Raw genomic sequence first — 18,273 nt, 5'->3', positions numbered from 1 at the left:
GATGGCCCCCACCACCCTCTCGCCCGCGTTCGCGGACCGGGCCGAGCTGCTCATCGGCTCGGTCATCGACGCCTCGACCGCCCTGCTCGCCGAGCAGCAGCACGACATCGTGCGATTCGCGATGGGCGCGCCGAGCGAAGACCTGATGCCGATGGCCGAGATCGACGAGGCGTTCGCGAAGCAGGCCGCGGGCCGCTACGACTACGGCGAATCGCAGGGCGAGCCCGTGCTGCGCGAGCAGATCCTCCGCCTGAGCGAGCGCCTCGGCCTCGACACGAGCGACGACCGCATCCTGGTGACGAACGGCGGCATGCAGGGGCTCGATATCGCCTTCAAGCTGTTCGTCGACCCGGGCGACCTGGTCGTCGCCGAGGCGCCCACCTACAGCAACGGCAACGCCACCGCGCTGAGCTACGGCGCCGATATCCTGCCGGTGCCGACCGACGACCGCGGCATGATCGTCGAGGCGCTCCCCGAACTCGTCGATCGGGCCGGGCGCGCACCGCGCGCCATCTACGTGATCCCCAACTTCCAGAACCCCACGGGTGTGACTCTCAGCCGCGAGCGCAGGGAGCTGCTCCTCGAGCTCGCCGAGCGCTGGAACGCGATGATCATCGACGACGACCCGTACGGCATGCTCCGCTTCGACGGCGCCTCCGAGCCGAGCTTCGCCGAGCTCGCGCCTCGGCACCCGCTCCTCTTCCAGGTGCGGACCTTCTCCAAGACGATCGCCCCCGGGCTCCGCACCGGATGGATCGATGTCGACCCCGCGGTGCGGGAGCTCGCCATCAACGCGAAGCAGGCGATGGACACCTGCAGCAGCGTGCCGGTGCAGCGCGCGGTCGCCGATCTGCTCGCCGACGGGCACCTCGAGCGCCATATCGATCGCATGCTGCCGATCTACCGCGAGCGCAAGGACGCCATGCGCGCCTCGCTTGCCCGGCACTTCGGCAACGCTGCAGTGGCGACCGACCCCGAAGGCGGCTTCTTCCTCTGGGTGACCTTCGCCGGCGCCCTCGCGGATCTCGACACCGAGGAGCTCTTCCCCGCGGCGCTGGCCGACGGCGTCGCCTATATTCCCGGACCGGCATTCACCGTCGACGCGTCGCTGCGCAATGCCTTGCGGCTGTGCTTCGCGACGTCGTCGCCCGAGCGCATCGAAGCGGGCGTGAGCCGGCTGGCGCATGCGATCCGCCGCACGCACCCCGCCTGGGACGGCGCGCGATGACCGCGTCGAGCGCCGATCGCGAGCAGCGCGCCCTCGCGAGCATCGACGAGCGCCGCATCGTCGACGACACCTGCGAACTCATCCGCGGGCGCGGCGAGAACCCGGGGGAGACCGAGGCCGAGACCGTGCACCGCCTGCGCGCGATATGCGAGCGGATCGGCGCCCGCGTCGTCACCCAGGAGTTCGAACCGGGGCGCGAGAACCTGCGCGCCGTGCTCGGCCCGGAGAGCGGGCCTTCCGTGCTCTTCCTCGGGCACAGCGACGTCGTGCCCGCGGGCGAGGGGTGGAGCGCCGACCCCTTCGAACCCCGCGTGCACGACGGGCTCATCATCGGTCGCGGCACGACCGACATGAAGGGCGGGCTGGCCGCCGTGCTCGCCGCGATGGAGGCCGTGCACCGCGTGTCGCCCGAGCTGCGCCTCGAGCTGCTGTGCACCGGAGACGAAGAGGATCGGGCGCAGGGCGTGCTCGCCGCGCTCGGCGCCGCCGAAGCGCTGGCGCCCGGCGCCGCCGACGCCCCGCCGACGGGAGCGCCCCGCGAATACCTCGCCTGCATCGTGGCCGAACCGACCGATCTCGATGTCGTCATCGGGTGCCGCGGCGCGAGCAATTTCGTCATCGAATGCCTCGGGGCATCCGCACACGCCGGCCGCCCGTCCGACGGCGCGAGCTCGATCTACGCGGCGAGCCGCGTGGTCGAGCTCGTGCGCCGCGAGCACCTGGCCGGTCTCGAGGGCGACCACGACCCCCTGCTCGGCGGCCCGACCTGGAGCGTCGGGACGATCGCGGGCGGCAGCGGCACGTCGATGGTGCCGCGCCAGACCTATCTCACCGTCGACCGGCGCACGATGCCGGGCGAGGATCCGCGGGTGATCCTCGCGGGGCTGCTCGGCAAGGTGCGCGCCGACATCGCGACGGGCGACATTCCGAGCGCCGACCGCATCGAGGTGTTCGGCGAGGTGAACATGGAGATGCCCGGGTTCCGCACGGCCCCCGGATCTCCGGTCGTCACGACCGCCGCGGCGGCCGTGGCCGAGCTGGGCCGCGCGGGGCGGGTGACCGGATGGACCGCGGCCTGCGAAGGCGGGTTCATCGCCGGCTTCCACAACGTTCCCACCATCATCCTCGGCCCGGGCGACATCAACAATCAGGCGCATCAACCCGATGAGCACGTGCGCATCGATCACCTCGTGCTCGCGGCGCGCGCATACGCGCTCACCGTGCTCCGGCTCGCCGCATCGGCGAACGGGCGTGCGGGCGGCACCGAAGAACAGGAGCAGTCATGACCAATCGGAGAACCGCCATCGTGACGGGGGCGACCTCGGGCATCGGGGTCGTCATCGCGCAGCAGCTCGTCGCCAGCGGCTTCCGGGTCGCGCTCGTCGGCCGCTCCGTCGAACGCGGCGAAGCGGTCGCGGCCGACCTGGGCGACGGCGCGCGGTTCTTCGCGAGCGACCTCAGCGCGAGCGGCGCGAGCGCGCAGCTCGTCGCCCGCGTGGTCGAATCGTTCGGGCGCCTCGACGTGCTCGTGAACAACGCGGCGATCGACCACACGAACGACCTGCTCGAGGTGGGAGAGGAGGAGATCGTGCGCACGTTCGGGACGAACACGTTCGCGACGATGAACCTGCTCATCGCGGGAGCGCGGCAGATGCGCGAACAGGGCGATGGCGGTGCGATCATCAACATCACCTCGCGGCTCGCGAGCATCGGAGTGCCGACGATGGGCGTCTACAGCGCTTCGAAGGGGGCGATCGAAGCATTCACGCGCGCGTCGGCGATCGACCTCGCACCGTTCAACATTCGCGTGAACGCGGTCGCGCCGGGCATGACCCGCACGCCGCTGTACGAGGAGTGGCTCGAGGGCCTTCCCGACCCCGAGGCCGAGGCGCAGCGTGTGGCCGCGGCGATTCCGCTCGGCCGCATCGCCGAACCGGAGGACGTCGCCGCGGTGGTGGACTTCCTCGCCTCGGAGCGGGCGTCGTATCTGACGGGCGCGTCGATCCCTGTCGAGGGCGGCTACCTGGCCCAGTAGCCCCGCGAGCCGCGCTCGGGCCGTACCGCACGAAAGCCCGGCCGGAGCGCGGCCGAATCGTATTGCAAATAATTGTAGGACAAGGCTACAATCGAACACATTGGGGCACCATCCCCGCTGCTTGCCACGAAAGGACACCGATGTCTGTACTCCAGCCCTCAGACGAGCGCCTCGCCGCCTCGGACGCCGCGCTCGCGAGCCTGCCGGGCTTCGCCGATCACACCCCCGGCGCAGACGAGTTCGCGGTGCTCGACCCCTCGACCGAGCAGCGCATCGCGACGCTGCCGAACCGCTCGGTCGAATACGCCCTCGAACAGGTCGCCATCGCCGATGCCGCGGGCCGCGCCTGGGCCCGGACGACCCCGCGGCATCGCTCGGACACGCTGCACCGCGTCTACGACGTGCTGACCGCGAACCGCGACCGCCTCGCCTACGTGATCAGCCGCGAGATGGGCAAGACCCTCGCCGAAGCGCACGGCGAGGTGCAGTACGCGGCCGACTACGTGCGCTGGTACGCCGACGAGCTGCTGCGGCCGGCGGGCGGGTTCCGCGAGAATCCCGCGGGCGGATCGACGATCCTCACCCGCCGAGCCCCAGTCGGCCTCGCCCTGCTCATCGCGCCCTGGAACTTCCCGATGGCGATGATCACCCGCAAGATCGCGCCGGCGCTCGCCGCCGGCTGCGGCGCCGTCATCAAGCCGGCGAGCCTCACGCCCCTGACCACCCTGCTCACGGTCGAACTCATGGCCGAGGCCGGGGTGCCGCCCGAGCTCATGCGCGTCGTGACCACGAAGCAGTCGGGCGCGTTCAGCGACGCCGTGCTCGCCGACCCGCGCATCCGCAAGGTGTCGTTCACCGGCTCGACGGGCGTCGGCGCTGAACTCATGGGGCTCGCAGCGAAGCACATCGTGAAGAGCTCGATGGAGCTCGGCGGCAACGCCCCGCTCATCGTCTTCGACGATGCCGATCTCGAGCGCGCGGTCGAGGGCGCCCTCGCCGCGAAGCTGCGCAACGGCGGGCAGTCGTGCGTCGCCGCGAACCGCATCTTCGTGCAGGACGGCATCGCCGATGCCTTCGTCGAAGCGTTCAGCGAACGGATGTCCCAGGTGCAGCTCGGCCACTCCGTCGCGGAGGGCGCCGGCCTCGGCCCGGTCATCGACCGCCGCGCGGTGCAGAACTTCTCATCGCTCGTCGACGATGCGGTGCATCGCGGCGCCGATCTGCGCTCCGGCGGCAGCGCGGTCGACGGAGACGGCTACTTCTTCGAGGCGACCGTGCTCGATCGGGTGCCGGCCGACGCCGACATCGCGAACACCGAGATCTTCGGCCCCGTCGCAGCGATCAGCCGGTTCTCGACGCAGCAGCAGGTGCTCGAGGCCGCCAACGACACGCCGTTCGGCCTCGCCGGCTACGTGTTCACCGAGAGCCTCGACCGCGCGCTCAACGTCGCGGATGCGCTCGAGACCGGTCTCGTCGGCATCAACAACGGCGTACCGACCACGCCGGCCGCACCGTTCGGCGGGGTGAAGCAATCGGGCCTCGGCCGCGAGGGCTCCGGCGAGGGCCTCGAGGAGTACCAGGAGATCCGCTTCTACAACATCTCGCGCCGCGACACCGAATAGGGCCCGCGCCGGGCGGATCCGCCGCCCGCCGGACCTCCAGAACTTCCGAACAACCAGATCTCAGCGAAGGAGCCACCGATGGCAGCCACCATGACCGAGTACCCGCAGCGCGTACGCACCGAAGTGCCCGGACCGAAATCGCGTGCAGCGCACGCGCGCAAGGAGCAGCACATCTCGGCGTCGGTCGCCCCCCTGCTGCCCGTCTACATCGAGAGCGCGAACGGTTCGATCCTCACCGATATCGACGGCAACGAGTTCATCGACTTCGGCTGCGGCATCGGCGTGACCTCGCTCGGGCACGGCAACGCCGCCGTCGTCGATGCGGCGATCGCGCAGATGCGACGCTTCACCCACACGCTCTTCAGCGTCACCCCGTACGAGCTCTACGTCGAGGTGGGCCGCCTGCTCGGCGAGATCACGCCGGGCGACTTCGCGAAGAAGTCGGTGCTCTCGTCGACCGGCGCCGAGGCCATCGAGAACGCCGTGAAGATCGCCCGCGCCTTCACCCGGCGCAACGGCATCGCGGTCGTCGAGCACGGCTACCACGGGCGCACGAACCTCACGCTCGGCATGAACTACAAGGCGCAGCCGTACGCCGCGAACACGGGCCCCCGGCCCGGCGAGATCTACCGCGTGCCGAACTCGTACCCGTACCGCGACGGCCTCGACGGCGCCGTGGCCGCGAAGCGCGCGATCAAGCACCTCGAGAAGATCTCGGGCGCCTCGAACCTCGCCTGCCTCGTCATCGAACCGATCCAGGGCGAGGGCGGCGTCACCATTCCCGCCCCGGGCTATCTCGAGACGCTGCAGCAGTGGGCGAACGAGAACGGCATCGTCATCATCGCCGACGAGATCCAGACCGGGCTCGGCCGCACCGGCAAGCTCTTCGCGAGCGAGCACTTCGGCTTCGTGCCCGATCTCGTCGTCATCGCGAAGGCGATCGCCGGCGGCATCCCCGTCTCGGCCGTCACCGGCCGCGCCGACATGCTCGACGCGATCCCTGCCGGCGGCCTGAGCGGCACGTTCAGCGGCAACCCGGTCGGCTGCGCCGCGGCGATCGAGGTCATCGAGCAGCTGCGCGAACCCGGGGCGATGGCGCGCACCGCCGAGATCGGCGAGCGCCTGCAGGCCGGCCTGCGCGAGCTGCAGCAGCGCCACCCGGTCATCGGCGATGTGCGCGGCCTCGGCGCGCTGCACGGCATCGAGCTCATCGACGAGGAGGGCGAGCCGAACCCGGCGGCCTTCGCAGCCGTCAGCCGGGCCGCCGCTGAGAACGGCCTGCTCGTCATGGCCGGCGGCAGCGACGGCCACGTGCTGCGCCTGCTGCCGCAGGTGAACATCGGCGACGAGGTGCTCGACGAAGCCCTCGCGATCCTCGACCGCGCCTTCGCCACCCTCTGATGCGCGGGCGGTCGGCCCCGCAGCATCGGGCTAACGACCGTTCCGCAGGCGGTTCCCGGAGCACCTGCGGCACCCGCGAGAGGTGCTCCGGAGCCGCCGATCGGGGTCGAAAGGGAGGCATTTCCGGCCCCGCAAGACAAAAAGCGCTGCAAAATCCGCAGAATCTCGCCAGAATCGGGTAGATTCGTACGCGATCAACCGATCGGATCCTCCACCCGGAGGAAAACCTGAACCAGATCAGGGGCCCGGCCGCATGGTACCGATGCCCTGGAAGGACACAACATGGCACTCAACAAGACCGAGCTCGTCGCGAAGATCGCCGCTGAAACCGGCCAGAGCCAGGCCGCCGTTTCGAGCGTGATCGACGGTCTGTTCGCGGCTGTCTCCGAGACCGTCGGCGCAGGCGAGAAGGTTTCGATCCCCGGCTGGATCTCGTTCGAGTCCGCCACCACCGCAGCTCGCACCGGCCGCAACCCCCGCACCGGCGAGACCATCGAGATCGCCGCCGGCAAGCGCGTCAAGGTTTCGGTCGGCTCGAAGCTCAAGGCTGCCGTCAAGTAACTCCAGTCTTCTCGAAGGCCCTGTCCGGTGATCCGGGCGGGGCCTTCGGCGTTTCTGCGGTCGCACGGGCACCCGCTCCAGGCGGTCGGTCAGGCCGCGCGGCGTAGGCTGGAAGGGTGCTTCGTATGCGTGCTCTCGCCCCCGCCGTGCTGCTCGCGGCCACCCTCGCCGCGCTGCTCGTCGGCCTCGGCATCGGCGGCGCTGCGGACGAGCGCGCGCTGCTCGACCCCGGTGCGGTCGTGCGCTTCGGCGCTCCGATCGCACGTACCCTCGTCGACGTGTCGATCGCGGGGCTCATCGGGTCGGTCGTCATGGCCGTGTGGGCGCTGGCCAACGTGAACCCCGACCCGCATCAGGGGGCGAAGACGCGCTCCGTACGGTCGCAGCACGCGGTGCCCGCGACGCCGCCCGAGACCCGCGTCGCGATGGACGTCGCCGCGGGCTCTGCCGCCGTGCTCACCATCGCGAGCGCGGCCACCCTGATCTTCACCTACGTCGATCTCTCGGGCCTCGCCTTCTCGGGCAGCGAGGCCTTCGGTGCGGGCCTCGCCCAGTTCATCACCGAGATCGAGATCGGCCGCCTGTGGCTGCTCGAGCTGCTGCTCGCCGCCGTCATCACGGTGCTCGCCTTCGCGATCCGCGGCCGACTGCTCACCCTCGTCGTGCTCGTTGCCGCGCTGCTGACGACGCTGCCGCTCGCGCTGCAGGGCCACGCCGCAGGCGCATCCGGCCACGCGCAGGCCGTCAACTCGCTGCTCGTGCACCTCATCGGCGCCGCCGTGTGGCTCGGCGGGCTGCTGACGCTCGTTTGCATCGCGCAGTCGGTCGACCGGCCGCGGCTGTCGCGCATCACCGCCCGCTATTCGACCCTCGCGCTGTTCGCGTTCATCGGCGTGGCCGCCTCAGGCGCCGTGAGCGCCTGGCTGCGGGTCGGATCCCTGGATGCGCTCTTCGGCACCGGCTACGGGCAGCTCGTGCTCATCAAGACCGCGGCCCTCGTCGCGCTCGGCGTGTTCGGCGCGGTGCAGCGCACGCGCCTGATCCCGCGCATCGCCGAGACGGGCAGCCGCGCGTTCCTGTGGTTCGTGCTCGCCGAGCTCGCTGTCATGGGCATCGCGAGCGGCATCGCCGGCGCTCTCGGGCGCACCGCGACCCCCGTGTCGTTCGAACCGCTGAAAGATCAGGGCGGCGGCATCAGCCCCGCCGAATGGCTGACCGGCGACCCGCTGCCCCCGGAGCTCACCGTCGAGAGCTTCTTCACGGTCTGGAAGTTCGACCTCGCCTGGGTGCTCGTCTGCGTCTTCGCGGCCGGGCTCTACATCGCGGGCGTCGCGCGCCTCGCGCGGCGCGGCGACAAGTGGCCGATCGGCCGCACCATCGCCTGGCTCGGCGGCCTGCTGATGCTCTTCTACACGACGAACGGTGCGCCGAACGCCTACGAGCAGTACCTGTTCAGCGTGCACATGCTCGGCCACATGATGTTCGCGATGCTGATCCCGCTCGTGCTCGTGCTCGGCGCGCCCATCACGCTCGCGCTGCGCGCCGTCGAGAAGCGCACCGACGGCTCCTGGGGCGGCCGCGAGTGGATCATGTGGATGGTGCAGACGCCCTACTCGAAGTTCATCACCCACCCCGTCGTCGCCGCGGTCGTCTTCGTCGGGTCGCTATGGGTGTTCTACTTCTCGCCGATCGCCCGGTGGGCGGCGTCCGAGCACCTCGGGCACCAGTGGATGATCATCCACTTCCTCATCGGCGGCTACCTCTTCAGCCTCTCGATGGTCGGCATCGATCCCGTGCCCTACCGCTTCCCGTACCCGCTCCGCATCGTCACGCTGCTCGCGACCATGGCGTCGCACGCGTTCTTCGGCGTGACGATCATGACGGGCGACGGGCTGCTGCTCGCCGACTGGTACGGCGCCATGGGGCGCTCCTGGGGGGCGATCCCCCACGAGGACCAGCGCATCGCGGGCGGCATCGCGTGGGGCATCGGCGAGCTGCCGACCCTCGCGCTCGCGCTCGTCGTCGCCGTGCAGTGGTCGCGCAGCGACCGCAAAGAGCAGAAGCGCAAGGATCGGGCGGCCGATCGATCGGGCGACGCCGAGCTCAAGGCCTACAACGAGATGCTGGCGCAGCAGGCCGAGCGGGATCAGCGGCGGGTGAAGCGCTAGGCCCATCGCTCGGGGCGGCGTTCGGCCCGCCCGGCGCGTCGGTAGACTGTCGTGGGGGCAATGCAGGCCCCTCATGCTCGCCGTACCGCGCTCGCCGCGCGGGGAATAGGAAACATCGACGTGGCACAACGCCGTAGCCGTCTCATCGCCGCTTCTGCCGGGCTCGCCGTCGCGGCCCTCGCACTGACCGGGTGCGCCTCGGGCGCCTCCTCCGACGGCGGTGCGGGCGAATCGTCCGCCGCATTCACCATGGGCACGCAGCCCTGGCTCGGCTACGGCCAGTGGTACGTCGCCGAAGATCAGGGCTTCTTCGACGAGCGCGGCGTCTCGGTCGACATCTCGAACTTCGACAACGACGCCGACATGAACGCGGCGCTCGCCGCAGGCCACCTCGACATGGCCAACGTCGGCAGCCAGGCGGCGCTGCAGTTCGTCGAGCAGGGGCTCGACGTCTCGATCGTGATGGTGCTCGACTCGGCGACCACCGCCGACGCGATCATCGCGGGCGACGGCATCGAGTCGATCGACGACCTGAAGGGCAAGCGCGTCGCGTTCGAAGAGGGCGCGACCAGCGAGATCCTGCTCGCCGAAGCGCTCGAGCAGTCGGGCCTCGACCTGCAGCAGGATATCGAGGTCGTGCCCGCCGGCGCCGACCAGGTCGCATCGATGCTGCTCTCGGGCAACGTCGACGCGGGCGTCACCTATGAGCCGTACGTCAGCCAGGCGCTCGCGACCGACGATGCGCTGCGGGTCGTGCAGAGCGCCGAGGACTACCCGGGGCTCATCTCGGACGTGCTCGTCGTGCGCAACGAGGTGCTCGAGCAGCGCGGCGACGAGGTGCGCGAGGTCATCGCGGCGTGGGGCGATGCCATGGGCTACTTCGAGGCGAACACCTCCGAGGGCCGCGAGGTCATCGCGAAGGCCGTCGGCGAGAGCGCCGCAGACCTCGAGACCGCCTTCGACGGCGTGCACTTCTACACCATCGATGAGAACCGCGACATCCTCGAGGGTTCGTTCGCGAACGAGACGCTGCCCTCGCTCGCGGAGGTCGCGGAGCGCATCGGCCTCATCTCGGGCGACGTCGATGCTGCCTCGATCATCGACTCCTCCTACCTCGGCGAGTAGCCCGTGAGCGCACCCGCACGGACCGAGGCGGGCGCGGCGCCACCGCGTCGCGCGCGCAGGCGCCGCCGCATCGGCGATCGTCTGCCCCGCACCTCCTACATCGCGACGGCGGTCGCGACCTTCGTGGTGCTGGGGGCCGTGTGGTGGCTCATCACCGCGCTCGGGCTCGTCAAGGAGATGTTCCTGCCGAGCCCCGTGCTCGTCGCGCAGGCGCTCGGCGAGCACGCCGCCGACGGCACGCTCTGGAGCGACATGGGGGCGAGCACCGCTCGCATCTTCGCCGGCTTTCTGCTCGCGACCGTGATGGCGGTGCCGATCGGCACGCTGATGGGCGTGAACGCCCGCGTCGAGGCGGCACTCGAGCCGCTCATGGACTTCATCCGCTATATGCCGGTCGTGGCATTCGTTCCGCTCACGATCGTGTGGGTCGGCATCGACGAGAGCCAGAAGTTCCTCATCATCTGGATGGGCACGTTCTTCCAGCAGGTGCTCATGGTCGCCGATGCGGTGCGCCGCACGCCGCTCGGGCTCGTGCGCCTCGGCGAGACGCTCGGCCTGTCGCGCGCCGAGTCGCTCGTGCGCATCGTGATCCCGTCGGCCATGCCGCGCATCTGGGACGCGCTGCGCATCACGCTCGGCTGGGCGTGGACCTGGCTCGTCGTCGCCGAGCTCGTCGCCGCGAAGGTCGGCATGGGGTACCGCGTCACGGTCGCGCAGCGCTACCTCGATACGCCGACGATCCTCGCGTACGTGTTCGTGCTCGGCGTGCTCGGCCTCATCTTCGACCAGGCGATGCGCGCAGCCGGACGTCGCATCTTCGCGTATCAGGAGGGCCGACGATGACCCGCGGTGCAGACCCGCAGACCCGCGAGCCGAAGATCCTCGCCCGCGGGCTGAGCAAGCACTTCGGCGACGTCGTCGCGCTCGAGGGCGTCGACCTCGCCGTCGCCGAGAACGAATTCGTCGCGATCGTCGGCGCCTCGGGCTGCGGCAAGTCGACGCTGCTCTCGCTGATCGCGGGCCTCGAAGACCCGACCGCGGGCGAGCTGCGCGTCGGCGGCGCGCCCATCACGGGGCCGGGCAGGGATCGCGGTGTCGTCTTCCAGCAGGCGACCCTGATGCCCTGGCTCACGGTGCAGCGCAACGTCGAGTTCGCGCTCCGCGGCGAGGCCCTGTCGAAGGCCGAGCGCAGGGATCGTGCGCGCGAGTTCCTCGGCCTCGTCGGCCTCGAAGGGTTCGAATCGTCGTATCCGGCGCAGCTCTCGGGCGGCATGCAGCAGCGCGTCGCGCTGGCGCGCTCGTTGTCGTACGGTCCCGATGTGCTGCTCATGGACGAACCGTTCGGCGCGCTCGACGCGCTCACGCGGCGTACGATGCAGGATCTGCTGCTCGAGGTGTGGGAGCGGCATCGACTCACCGTGCTGCTCGTCACCCACGACATCGACGAAGCCGTGCTCACGAGCGACCGGGTCGTCGTGATGAGCCCGCGCCCCGGACGGGTGCAGCGCGAACTCGAGGTGCCGATCGCACGACCGCGCACGAGCGCGGCGCGCGAGCTCCCGCTCTTCCACGAGCGCACGAACGAGATCCTCGGGCTCATCCACGCGCAGTAGCGGGAGGCGCTGCCCTACGTCAGGCCGACGTACATCGACTCGTGCAGCTCCTGCACGTGCTCGCGCACGAGCGTCGTCGCGTCGGAGGAGCTGCGCCGTGCGAGCGCTTCTGCGATACTGCGGTGCTCATGATTGCTGGCGTGCAGCAGCCCCATGTTGTACGGGAGGAAGTACGGGTCGAGCTGCTCGTTGAGCCGCGTGAACAGGTCGAGCGCGAGCGGTACGCGCGCGGCCTCCGCGATGAGCCGATGGAAGGCCCGGTCGAGGTTGCGGAACTCGGCCCAGCTCGAGGTGGCATCCATCCGATCGACGAGTTCGCGGAGGCGCGCGACATCCTCTTCTGAGCGCGATTGCGCGGCGATCCCTGCGAACCCGGCTTCGAGCACCGCTCGTTCATCGATGAGCGAATGCACGGTCCCGTCGTCTTCGATGAACGAGCGGACGGCGACATCGGCATCATGATGGGCGCCCGGTCGCACGAAGCTGCCGCCGTAGCGGCCGGCCCGGCGCTCGATCACCCCCTCCTCCTGCAGCGCCGCGAGACCTCTGAGGATGGAGGCGCGGCTCACGCCGAACGCGTGGGCCATCTCGCCCGCATCGGGGAGGCGCTCCATGGGGGCGAGGAGCCCGAGGTCGACGGCCATGATGACCCGGGCCCGAACGGTGTCGACGGCGCTGAGGCGCGAGATCGCGACGATGCGGGGCGCCGCGAGCGAACCGAGCGCGCCCCCGAGACCCGCCTGCCGGCTGCCGGACGAATGCTCGGCCGGAGCTCCAGCGGGCCCGACGGTCGCACCGTCGGTGGTGTCGGAGGCGCGTGTCATACCCCGATCTCATCAGACTTCTCGAGGTGATCGAGCGAGATGCTGATCGTTCGGCCGCCATCCTTGCGGTTCACGATGACGCCGGCGACGAGCGCTGCTACCGGCACGCAGGCGAGCCCGAAGCTGACGGCCGCGCTGCCGCTCGTCACCAGTGTGAAGTTCGAGAGCACCAGCCAGGCCGCGATGCCGAGAGCGACCACTGCCGCGCCGGGGATCACGAGGGTCGTCCAGACGTTGCGCCTGACCGCAGGGTTCTTCGCGAAGAAGGCGATCACGGCGAGCGTGGTGAGCAGCATCATTGTGACCATGCCGACGGTCGCGACGCCCGCCATGTAGCCGAAGACCTCCACGAGCGGATCGAGGCCGATGAGCAGGAACACGATCACGAGCACGGTGGCGGTGATGCTCTGCACGAACGACGAGCGGGCCGGGCTGCCGTGCTTCGGGTGCACCTTGCCGAGCGATGCGGGGAGCGAGCCGATGCGGGCGAGCGCGAACTGGTATCGGGCGACGATGTTGTGGAAGCTCAGCACGCAGGCGAACAGGCTCGTGACGAGCAGCACCTGCATGATGCTGCGGGTGACGCCGCCCGCGTAGTTCCCTGCGGTGTCGAGGAGCATGTTCTTCGTGCCGAAGAGCGTCTCCTGCGCCACTTCGGCGACGCTGCTCGGGCCCGCAGCGACGACGAGCACCCACACCGAAAGGGTGTAGAAGACGCCGATGATCGCAACGGCGAGGTAGGTGGCGCGCGGGATGGTCTTTCCGGGGTTCTTCGCCTCGTCGCGGTAGATCGCCGTCGACTCGAAACCGATGAAGCCGGTGAGGGCGAACAGCACGGCGACTCCGAGGCCGGGGGTGAGGAAGACCTCGGGCTCGAAGGATTCGAGCGATCGGCCTTCGGGCCCGCCGTTCACGATGACCGCCACATTGACGATCATCATGACGAGGATCTCGAGCACGAGCGCCACACCGAGCACCTTCGACGAGAGCTCGATGTGCCGGTATCCCAGCAGCCCGACGATGATGAGCGAGACGATGGCGAAGACCCACCACGGGATCTCGGGCCCGCCGTAGTAGCGGACCAGGTCCATCATGGCCCAGCCCATGTAGCCGTAGATGCCCGCCTGGATGGCGGTGTAGGCGATGAGGGCGACGTAGGCCGTGCCCATGCCGAGACGGCTGCCGAGGCCCATCGTGACGTAGCTGAAGAAGGCGCCGGCTTCTTTCACGTACGGGGTCATCGCGACGAAGCCGACGGCGAAGAGCAGCAGCACGACCGAGGCGAGGAAGAACCCGACCGGTGCACCCGCGCCGTTGCCCTGTCCGATGCCGAGCGGCGCATTGCCGCCGATGACGGTCAGCGGGGCCGCAGCGGCGATCACCATGAAGGCGATGCTGCCGGTGCCGAGGCTGCCGGTGAGTCTGCCGCGCTCGGCGGGCGGCGCAGCGGTGGAGATGCGTGATGATGCAGACATGGAACTTCCTTGTTCGGAGACGGAAATGCAGCGGGTCGTATGGGCGCAGGGTCAGAAGAGATCGCGTCGGAGCTCGACGAGATACGGGTTCTGCTCTCGCGCCCGATGGAGCGTGCCGTGGTCGAGTGTCGCGAGAACGAGTGCTTCTTCGGCGGCGGGGGCTTCGGCGAGGTGATGCCCGAAGGGATCGGCGATCACGCTGCGGCCGACGTAGTCGAAATCGCCGTCGGCGCCGATCTGGTTCACGTAGGCGACGTAGGCGGAGTTCTCCCACGCCCGCACGCGGATCACGTGCTCGTTGACGAATTGGAACGGCGTCATCTGGGCGGTCGGCACGGCGATGAGGTCGGCGCCGGCGAGGGCCGCTGCTCGAGTGGTCTCGGGGTATTCGACGTCGAAGCAGATGAGCGTGGCGATGCGGAAGCCGCGGTATTCGGCGAGCGTGATGGGTTCGTGGCCCGCAGTGAAGTGAGCGCGGTCGAGCTCGCCGAACAGCTGCAGCTTGCGGTGCCGCGAGAGCACGGTGCCATCGGAATCGACGAGCCAGGCGGAGTTGGCGACGCCGTTCTGCGAGTCGACGCTCGACTCGGGCAGGCGTTCGGGGCCGCCGGCGATGATGGCGATACCGACCCTCCGCGCGATATCCCGTACTCCCTCGAGCGGTTGCCGGGCGGCGAGCGTCCCGATCCCATCGCCGATGTTGTACCCGGTGAGGTGCATCTCGGGCGTGATGAGCAGTTCGGCGCCGGCATCGCGCGCGTGTTCGGCTGCGCGCTCGAGGGCTGCGAGGTTGCCGGCGACGTCGCCGCGCAGCGACGCGACCTGCCAGCAGGCGATCGTCAATGATCCAGAATTCTCGGGCATGCGACCCAGTACATCACAATTAACTCAATTTGAGTTAATTAATTTTCTGACAGGTGCGACCCGCACAGTGCGTCGCGGGGTCGGGCGCGGCCCGGTCAGGTCGTGCGGAGCTCGAAGAGCAGGCCGATGCCGAACGCGACGAGCACGCCGCCGGTCACACGGTCGAGCCAGCGCAAGAACTTCGGCGAGCGGAGCCGCTTGCCCAGCGCGTTCCCGGCGACGATGAGGATCGCGAACCAGACGAGGCTCCAGAGGTTGTGCACCAGCGCGAGCGCGGTTCCCATCACGATCGGCGACATCCCCGGCGGCATGAACTGGGGGATCACCGCGAGATAGAAGACGCCGACCTTCGGATTCAAGAGGTTCGTGATCAGGCCGAGGGCGAAGCCCCGCCACAGCGAATCGTGCGCGGCGGTGGCCGGCATGATGCCGCCCGTGCCGTCTGCATCGGCGGCGGGCGCTTCCGGGCCGCGTGCCTGGCGGAAGCTGCGGATGCAGAGGCGCACACCCATCCAACCGAGATAGAGAGCTCCCGCGACGCTCAGCAGCCGGTATGCGATCTCGGAGGTCGCGAGCAGCGCCGTCGCCCCGACCGAGGCCGCGATGCCCCAGACGAGGGTGCCGCTGAGAATGCCCAGCGCCACCATCCAGGCGTAGCGCCGCGAGAACGAGACCGCGCTGCGCACGATGAGGGCCGAGTCGATGCCCGGGAGGAGGGTCAAGAGGAGCGCGACGACCGAGAAGCCGAGGATCGCCTGGGAGGAGGTCACGCTCCCGAGGCGCCGGCGTCGGTGGCGGTCACGTCGGCCTTATGGAAGTTGAGGTACGACCGCGAGGCGGTCGGCCCGCGCTGCCCGAGGTAGCGCGAGAACGTCGCACCCGCGCCGTAGGGGCGCTCGGCGGGCGACGACAGCTTGAAGAAGCAGAGCTGGCCGATCTTCATGCCCGGCCACAGCCGGATCGGCAGAGTGGCGACGTTCGACAGCTCGAGCGTGACGTGGCCCTCGAAACCGGGGTCGATGAAGCCTGCGGTCGAGTGGGTGAGGAGGCCGAGCCGGCCGAGCGAGCTCTTGCCCTCGAGGCGGGCCGCGATGTCGTCGGGCAGCGAGACCTGCTCGTAGGTCGACCCGAGCACGAATTCGCCGGGGTGCAGGATGAAGCCCTCGTCGGGGTCGACCTCGATGAGGCGGGTCAGCTCGGGCTGCTCCGCTGCCGGATCGATCACCGCGTACTTGTGATTGTCGAAGAGGCGGAAGTAGCGGTCGAGCCGCACATCCACGCTCGACGGTTGCACCATGGAGACCTCGCTCGGCGTCAGGCCGATGCGACCCGAATCGAGCTCGGCCTTGATATCGCGATCTGAGAGCAGCACGGCTTCTAGCTTAGACGAGGCGCTGCCCGGCTGGATATGCTCGTGGCAGGTCAGCCATGATCGGCGACGATACGCGAACCAGAGGAGATGCGCAGTGCGGCCACACCTGCTTACCCCGAACCCGGTGCAGCACTTCTACCGCGGCGGCGACCGCATCGCCGCACTGCGCGGCATCACTCCCGAGACCGACCGGCAGCCGGAGGAATGGCTCGGCGCGACCGTGACCCGCTTCGGCGAGGACACGATCGGGCTCGCCCGGACGCCCGAGGGCCTGCTGCGCGACATCGTCGAGACCGACCCGCAGGCCTGGTTCGGCGGCATCGGCCGCGATGCGCACGACACCGGCCTGCTCGTGAAGCTGCTCGATGCGCGCCAGCGCCTTCCGGTCCACGTGCACCCGGACCGCGACTTCGCGGTGAGCCACCTCGACTGCCCGTACGGCAAGACGGAGGCCTGGTACGTGCTCGAGGCGGAGCCCGGCAGCGCCGTCTACGTGGGCTGGAAGGCGCCGGTCGACCGCGATGAGCTCGACCGGCGCCGCGACGCCCAGGACAGCGAGTGGATGCTCGACCATCTCAACCGCATCCCGGTGCGGGCCGGCATGGGGCTGCTGTGCCCCGCGGGCACCCCGCACGCGATCGAGGCGGGCGTCTTCGTCGCCGAGGTGCAGGAGCCGACCGACTTCTCGATTCTGCTGGAATGGTCGGTGACGACCTCGACGCGCGAGGAGTCGCACCTCGATCTCGGCTTCGACGCGGTCATGCCCGCGGTGCGCACCGATGCGACGACGGACGCCGAGCTCGAGGCGCTCGTCTCCCTCACGGGCTGCGCGCCCGCCGAGTCGCCGGTGCGCTCCCTCCTTCCCGTGCTCGCCGACCCGTACTTCCGGCTGCTGCAGGCGCACGATGCGGGGGAGGTGCCGCAGAGCTTCGCCGTGGTGCTCGCGACCGCGGGCAACGGCCGACTGGCAGCCGCGGGCGACGCGATCGACCTCGCGCGCGGAGAGGCATTCGCCGTACCGCACGCGTTCGGTCCCTGGCGGGTCGAGGGCGATCTCGAGGTGCTCGCCTGTCTGCCCGGGGCCGGCTGGCCGGCATCGCTGCACGCCGGCGGCATCAGCTAGATCGCAGGCGCGGGCCGCGGGCTCGCCCGGGGGCTCAGCGCGCCGAGTCGTTCGCGCCGGAGGGCTCGGTGAGCGCGAAGAGCAGTTCGGCGAGGCGGTCGCCGAACTCGGCGAAGGCGATCGGCGGTGCGGCTGATCCCTGGCCTGCGGGCACGGCGCCCGCACCGAACGCGCCGCCGCGCAGGGCCGCGGCACGCAGCGCCTGCTCGTACACGCTGCTGAGCACGGGCATCGCGTGCGCGGCAGGGATCGAGAAGCGCCGCCCCGCCGCCTCGATCACGTGCTCGACGGCGCCCGCGATGCTGGCGTAGAAGCGGTCCATGAACGCATGGTGCTCGGGCGCGAGGTCGGGGTCGCGCATGGCGAGCAGCAGGAACTCGGTCTCGAGCGCGAACCAGGCGATCGCATCGTTCGCGGGCGTGAAGAACTCGACGATGTAGTTCGCAGCCTCGGGGGGCGAGATGCAGCCCGAGTTCGCGCGCAGCGACGGCTCGATCATCTGCGCCTTCTCGGCGAGATCGCGGGCACGGCGCTCGAACTCCCGCTCGAGCAGTGCGAGGAAGAGCTGCTCCTTGCTCGAGAAGTTCGAGTAGAAGGCGCCCCGGGTGAACCCCGCGCGGCTGCAGATCGCCTCGACCGCAGCGCCCTGCAGGCCCTCCTCGGCGAACACCTCGATGGCAGCGTCGAGCAGTCGGGTGCGCGTCTCGGCCCGACGCGCGCTCGGCGTCTCCGCGGGAGGCGTCGCGGATGAGTGGGGGTTCGCGGGCATGTCCATCATCATGCCACGTTCAGCTGCCGCGCAGACGTCATGGATACATTGGTGTATCGAAGCCGATACATTCGTGTATCGAAACCGCTGAAC

At 69.9% G+C, this 18,273-nt stretch carries 17 protein-coding genes; 11 read left to right on the top strand and 6 right to left on the bottom strand.

Annotated features, from left to right (window positions below; genetic code table 11):
• Position 1: 1 nt before the first annotated feature.
• The 10 genes from ACUYTF_RS04080 to ACUYTF_RS04035 all read left to right on the top strand — a co-directional run bounded on the left by ACUYTF_RS04080 (position 2) and on the right by ACUYTF_RS04035 (position 11,753).
• On the top strand, positions 2-1,228 hold the full coding sequence (locus ACUYTF_RS04080) for an aminotransferase class I/II-fold pyridoxal phosphate-dependent enzyme (protein ID WP_434142986.1): 1,227 nt from the start codon (positions 2-4) through the stop codon (positions 1,226-1,228).
• On the top strand, positions 1,225-2,514 hold the full coding sequence (locus tag ACUYTF_RS04075) for a M20/M25/M40 family metallo-hydrolase (protein ID WP_434142987.1): 1,290 nt from the start codon (positions 1,225-1,227) through the stop codon (positions 2,512-2,514). The genes ACUYTF_RS04080 and ACUYTF_RS04075 overlap by 4 nt, the downstream gene beginning before the upstream one ends.
• Positions 2,511-3,263, top strand: a complete 753-nt coding sequence (locus ACUYTF_RS04070; RefSeq protein ID WP_434142988.1) for a glucose 1-dehydrogenase — start codon at positions 2,511-2,513, stop codon at positions 3,261-3,263. Before ACUYTF_RS04075 ends, ACUYTF_RS04070 begins: the two co-directional genes overlap by 4 nt.
• A 140-nt stretch (positions 3,264-3,403) precedes the next feature.
• Positions 3,404-4,885, top strand: a complete 1,482-nt coding sequence (locus ACUYTF_RS04065; protein ID WP_434142989.1) for an NAD-dependent succinate-semialdehyde dehydrogenase — start codon at positions 3,404-3,406, stop codon at positions 4,883-4,885.
• 78 nt (positions 4,886-4,963) lie between these two features.
• Entirely contained in the window at positions 4,964-6,286 is a 1,323-nt protein-coding gene (locus tag ACUYTF_RS04060) for an aminotransferase class III-fold pyridoxal phosphate-dependent enzyme (RefSeq protein WP_434142990.1), read from the top strand.
• Between the two features lie 282 nt (positions 6,287-6,568).
• Positions 6,569-6,847, top strand: coding sequence for an HU family DNA-binding protein (locus ACUYTF_RS04055; RefSeq protein WP_434142991.1), 279 nt, complete (start codon positions 6,569-6,571; stop codon positions 6,845-6,847).
• Between the two features lie 125 nt (positions 6,848-6,972).
• Positions 6,973-9,015, top strand: a complete 2,043-nt coding sequence (locus ACUYTF_RS04050) for a cytochrome c oxidase assembly protein (RefSeq protein ID WP_434143202.1) — start codon at positions 6,973-6,975, stop codon at positions 9,013-9,015.
• Between the two features lie 120 nt (positions 9,016-9,135).
• Positions 9,136-10,140, top strand: coding sequence for an aliphatic sulfonate ABC transporter substrate-binding protein (locus ACUYTF_RS04045; RefSeq protein WP_434142992.1), 1,005 nt, complete (start codon positions 9,136-9,138; stop codon positions 10,138-10,140).
• Between the two features lie 3 nt (positions 10,141-10,143).
• Positions 10,144-10,983, top strand: a complete 840-nt coding sequence (locus tag ACUYTF_RS04040) for an ABC transporter permease subunit (protein ID WP_434142993.1) — start codon at positions 10,144-10,146, stop codon at positions 10,981-10,983.
• The gene (locus ACUYTF_RS04035; protein WP_434142994.1) at positions 10,980-11,753 is read left to right on the top strand and encodes an ATP-binding cassette domain-containing protein; all 774 of its coding nucleotides are present in this window, start codon (positions 10,980-10,982) and stop codon (positions 11,751-11,753) included. The genes ACUYTF_RS04040 and ACUYTF_RS04035 overlap by 4 nt, the downstream gene beginning before the upstream one ends.
• Before the next feature lie 14 nt (positions 11,754-11,767).
• On the opposite strand, the gene ACUYTF_RS04030 is transcribed toward ACUYTF_RS04035, so the two are convergent.
• The 5 genes from ACUYTF_RS04030 to dcd all read right to left on the bottom strand — a co-directional run bounded on the left by ACUYTF_RS04030 (position 11,768) and on the right by dcd (position 16,288).
• Complete coding sequence (locus ACUYTF_RS04030; protein ID WP_434142995.1) at positions 11,768-12,577, bottom strand: FCD domain-containing protein; 810 nt, start codon at positions 12,575-12,577, stop codon at positions 11,768-11,770.
• Positions 12,574-14,052: an APC family permease gene (locus tag ACUYTF_RS04025; protein WP_449279349.1), complete on the bottom strand. Its 1,479-nt coding sequence runs from the start codon at positions 14,050-14,052 to the stop codon at positions 12,574-12,576. Before ACUYTF_RS04025 ends, ACUYTF_RS04030 begins: the two co-directional genes overlap by 4 nt.
• 51 nt (positions 14,053-14,103) lie before the next feature.
• Positions 14,104-14,916, bottom strand: a complete 813-nt coding sequence (locus ACUYTF_RS04020; RefSeq protein WP_434142997.1) for a carbon-nitrogen hydrolase family protein — start codon at positions 14,914-14,916, stop codon at positions 14,104-14,106.
• Positions 14,917-15,011: 95 nt separating this feature from the next.
• Positions 15,012-15,686, bottom strand: coding sequence for a LysE family transporter (locus tag ACUYTF_RS04015; RefSeq protein ID WP_434142998.1), 675 nt, complete (start codon positions 15,684-15,686; stop codon positions 15,012-15,014).
• Complete coding sequence (dcd, locus tag ACUYTF_RS04010; RefSeq protein ID WP_434142999.1) at positions 15,683-16,288, bottom strand: dCTP deaminase; 606 nt, start codon at positions 16,286-16,288, stop codon at positions 15,683-15,685. Before dcd ends, ACUYTF_RS04015 begins: the two co-directional genes overlap by 4 nt.
• 94 nt (positions 16,289-16,382) lie before the next feature.
• Here dcd and ACUYTF_RS04005 point away from each other — a divergent pair, with 94 nt between their 5' ends.
• Positions 16,383-17,411, top strand: coding sequence for a class I mannose-6-phosphate isomerase (locus tag ACUYTF_RS04005; protein WP_434143000.1), 1,029 nt, complete (start codon positions 16,383-16,385; stop codon positions 17,409-17,411).
• Between the two features lie 34 nt (positions 17,412-17,445).
• On the opposite strand, the gene ACUYTF_RS04000 is transcribed toward ACUYTF_RS04005, so the two are convergent.
• Positions 17,446-18,180, bottom strand: a complete 735-nt coding sequence (locus ACUYTF_RS04000; protein WP_434143001.1) for a TetR family transcriptional regulator — start codon at positions 18,178-18,180, stop codon at positions 17,446-17,448.
• Positions 18,181-18,273 lie beyond the last annotated feature (93 nt).

The sequence above is a fragment of the Leucobacter sp. GX0328 genome, from assembly GCF_053567315.1.
Note: the sequence above shows the minus strand (reverse complement) of the source record. Positions and strands in the feature narration are given on the sequence as shown.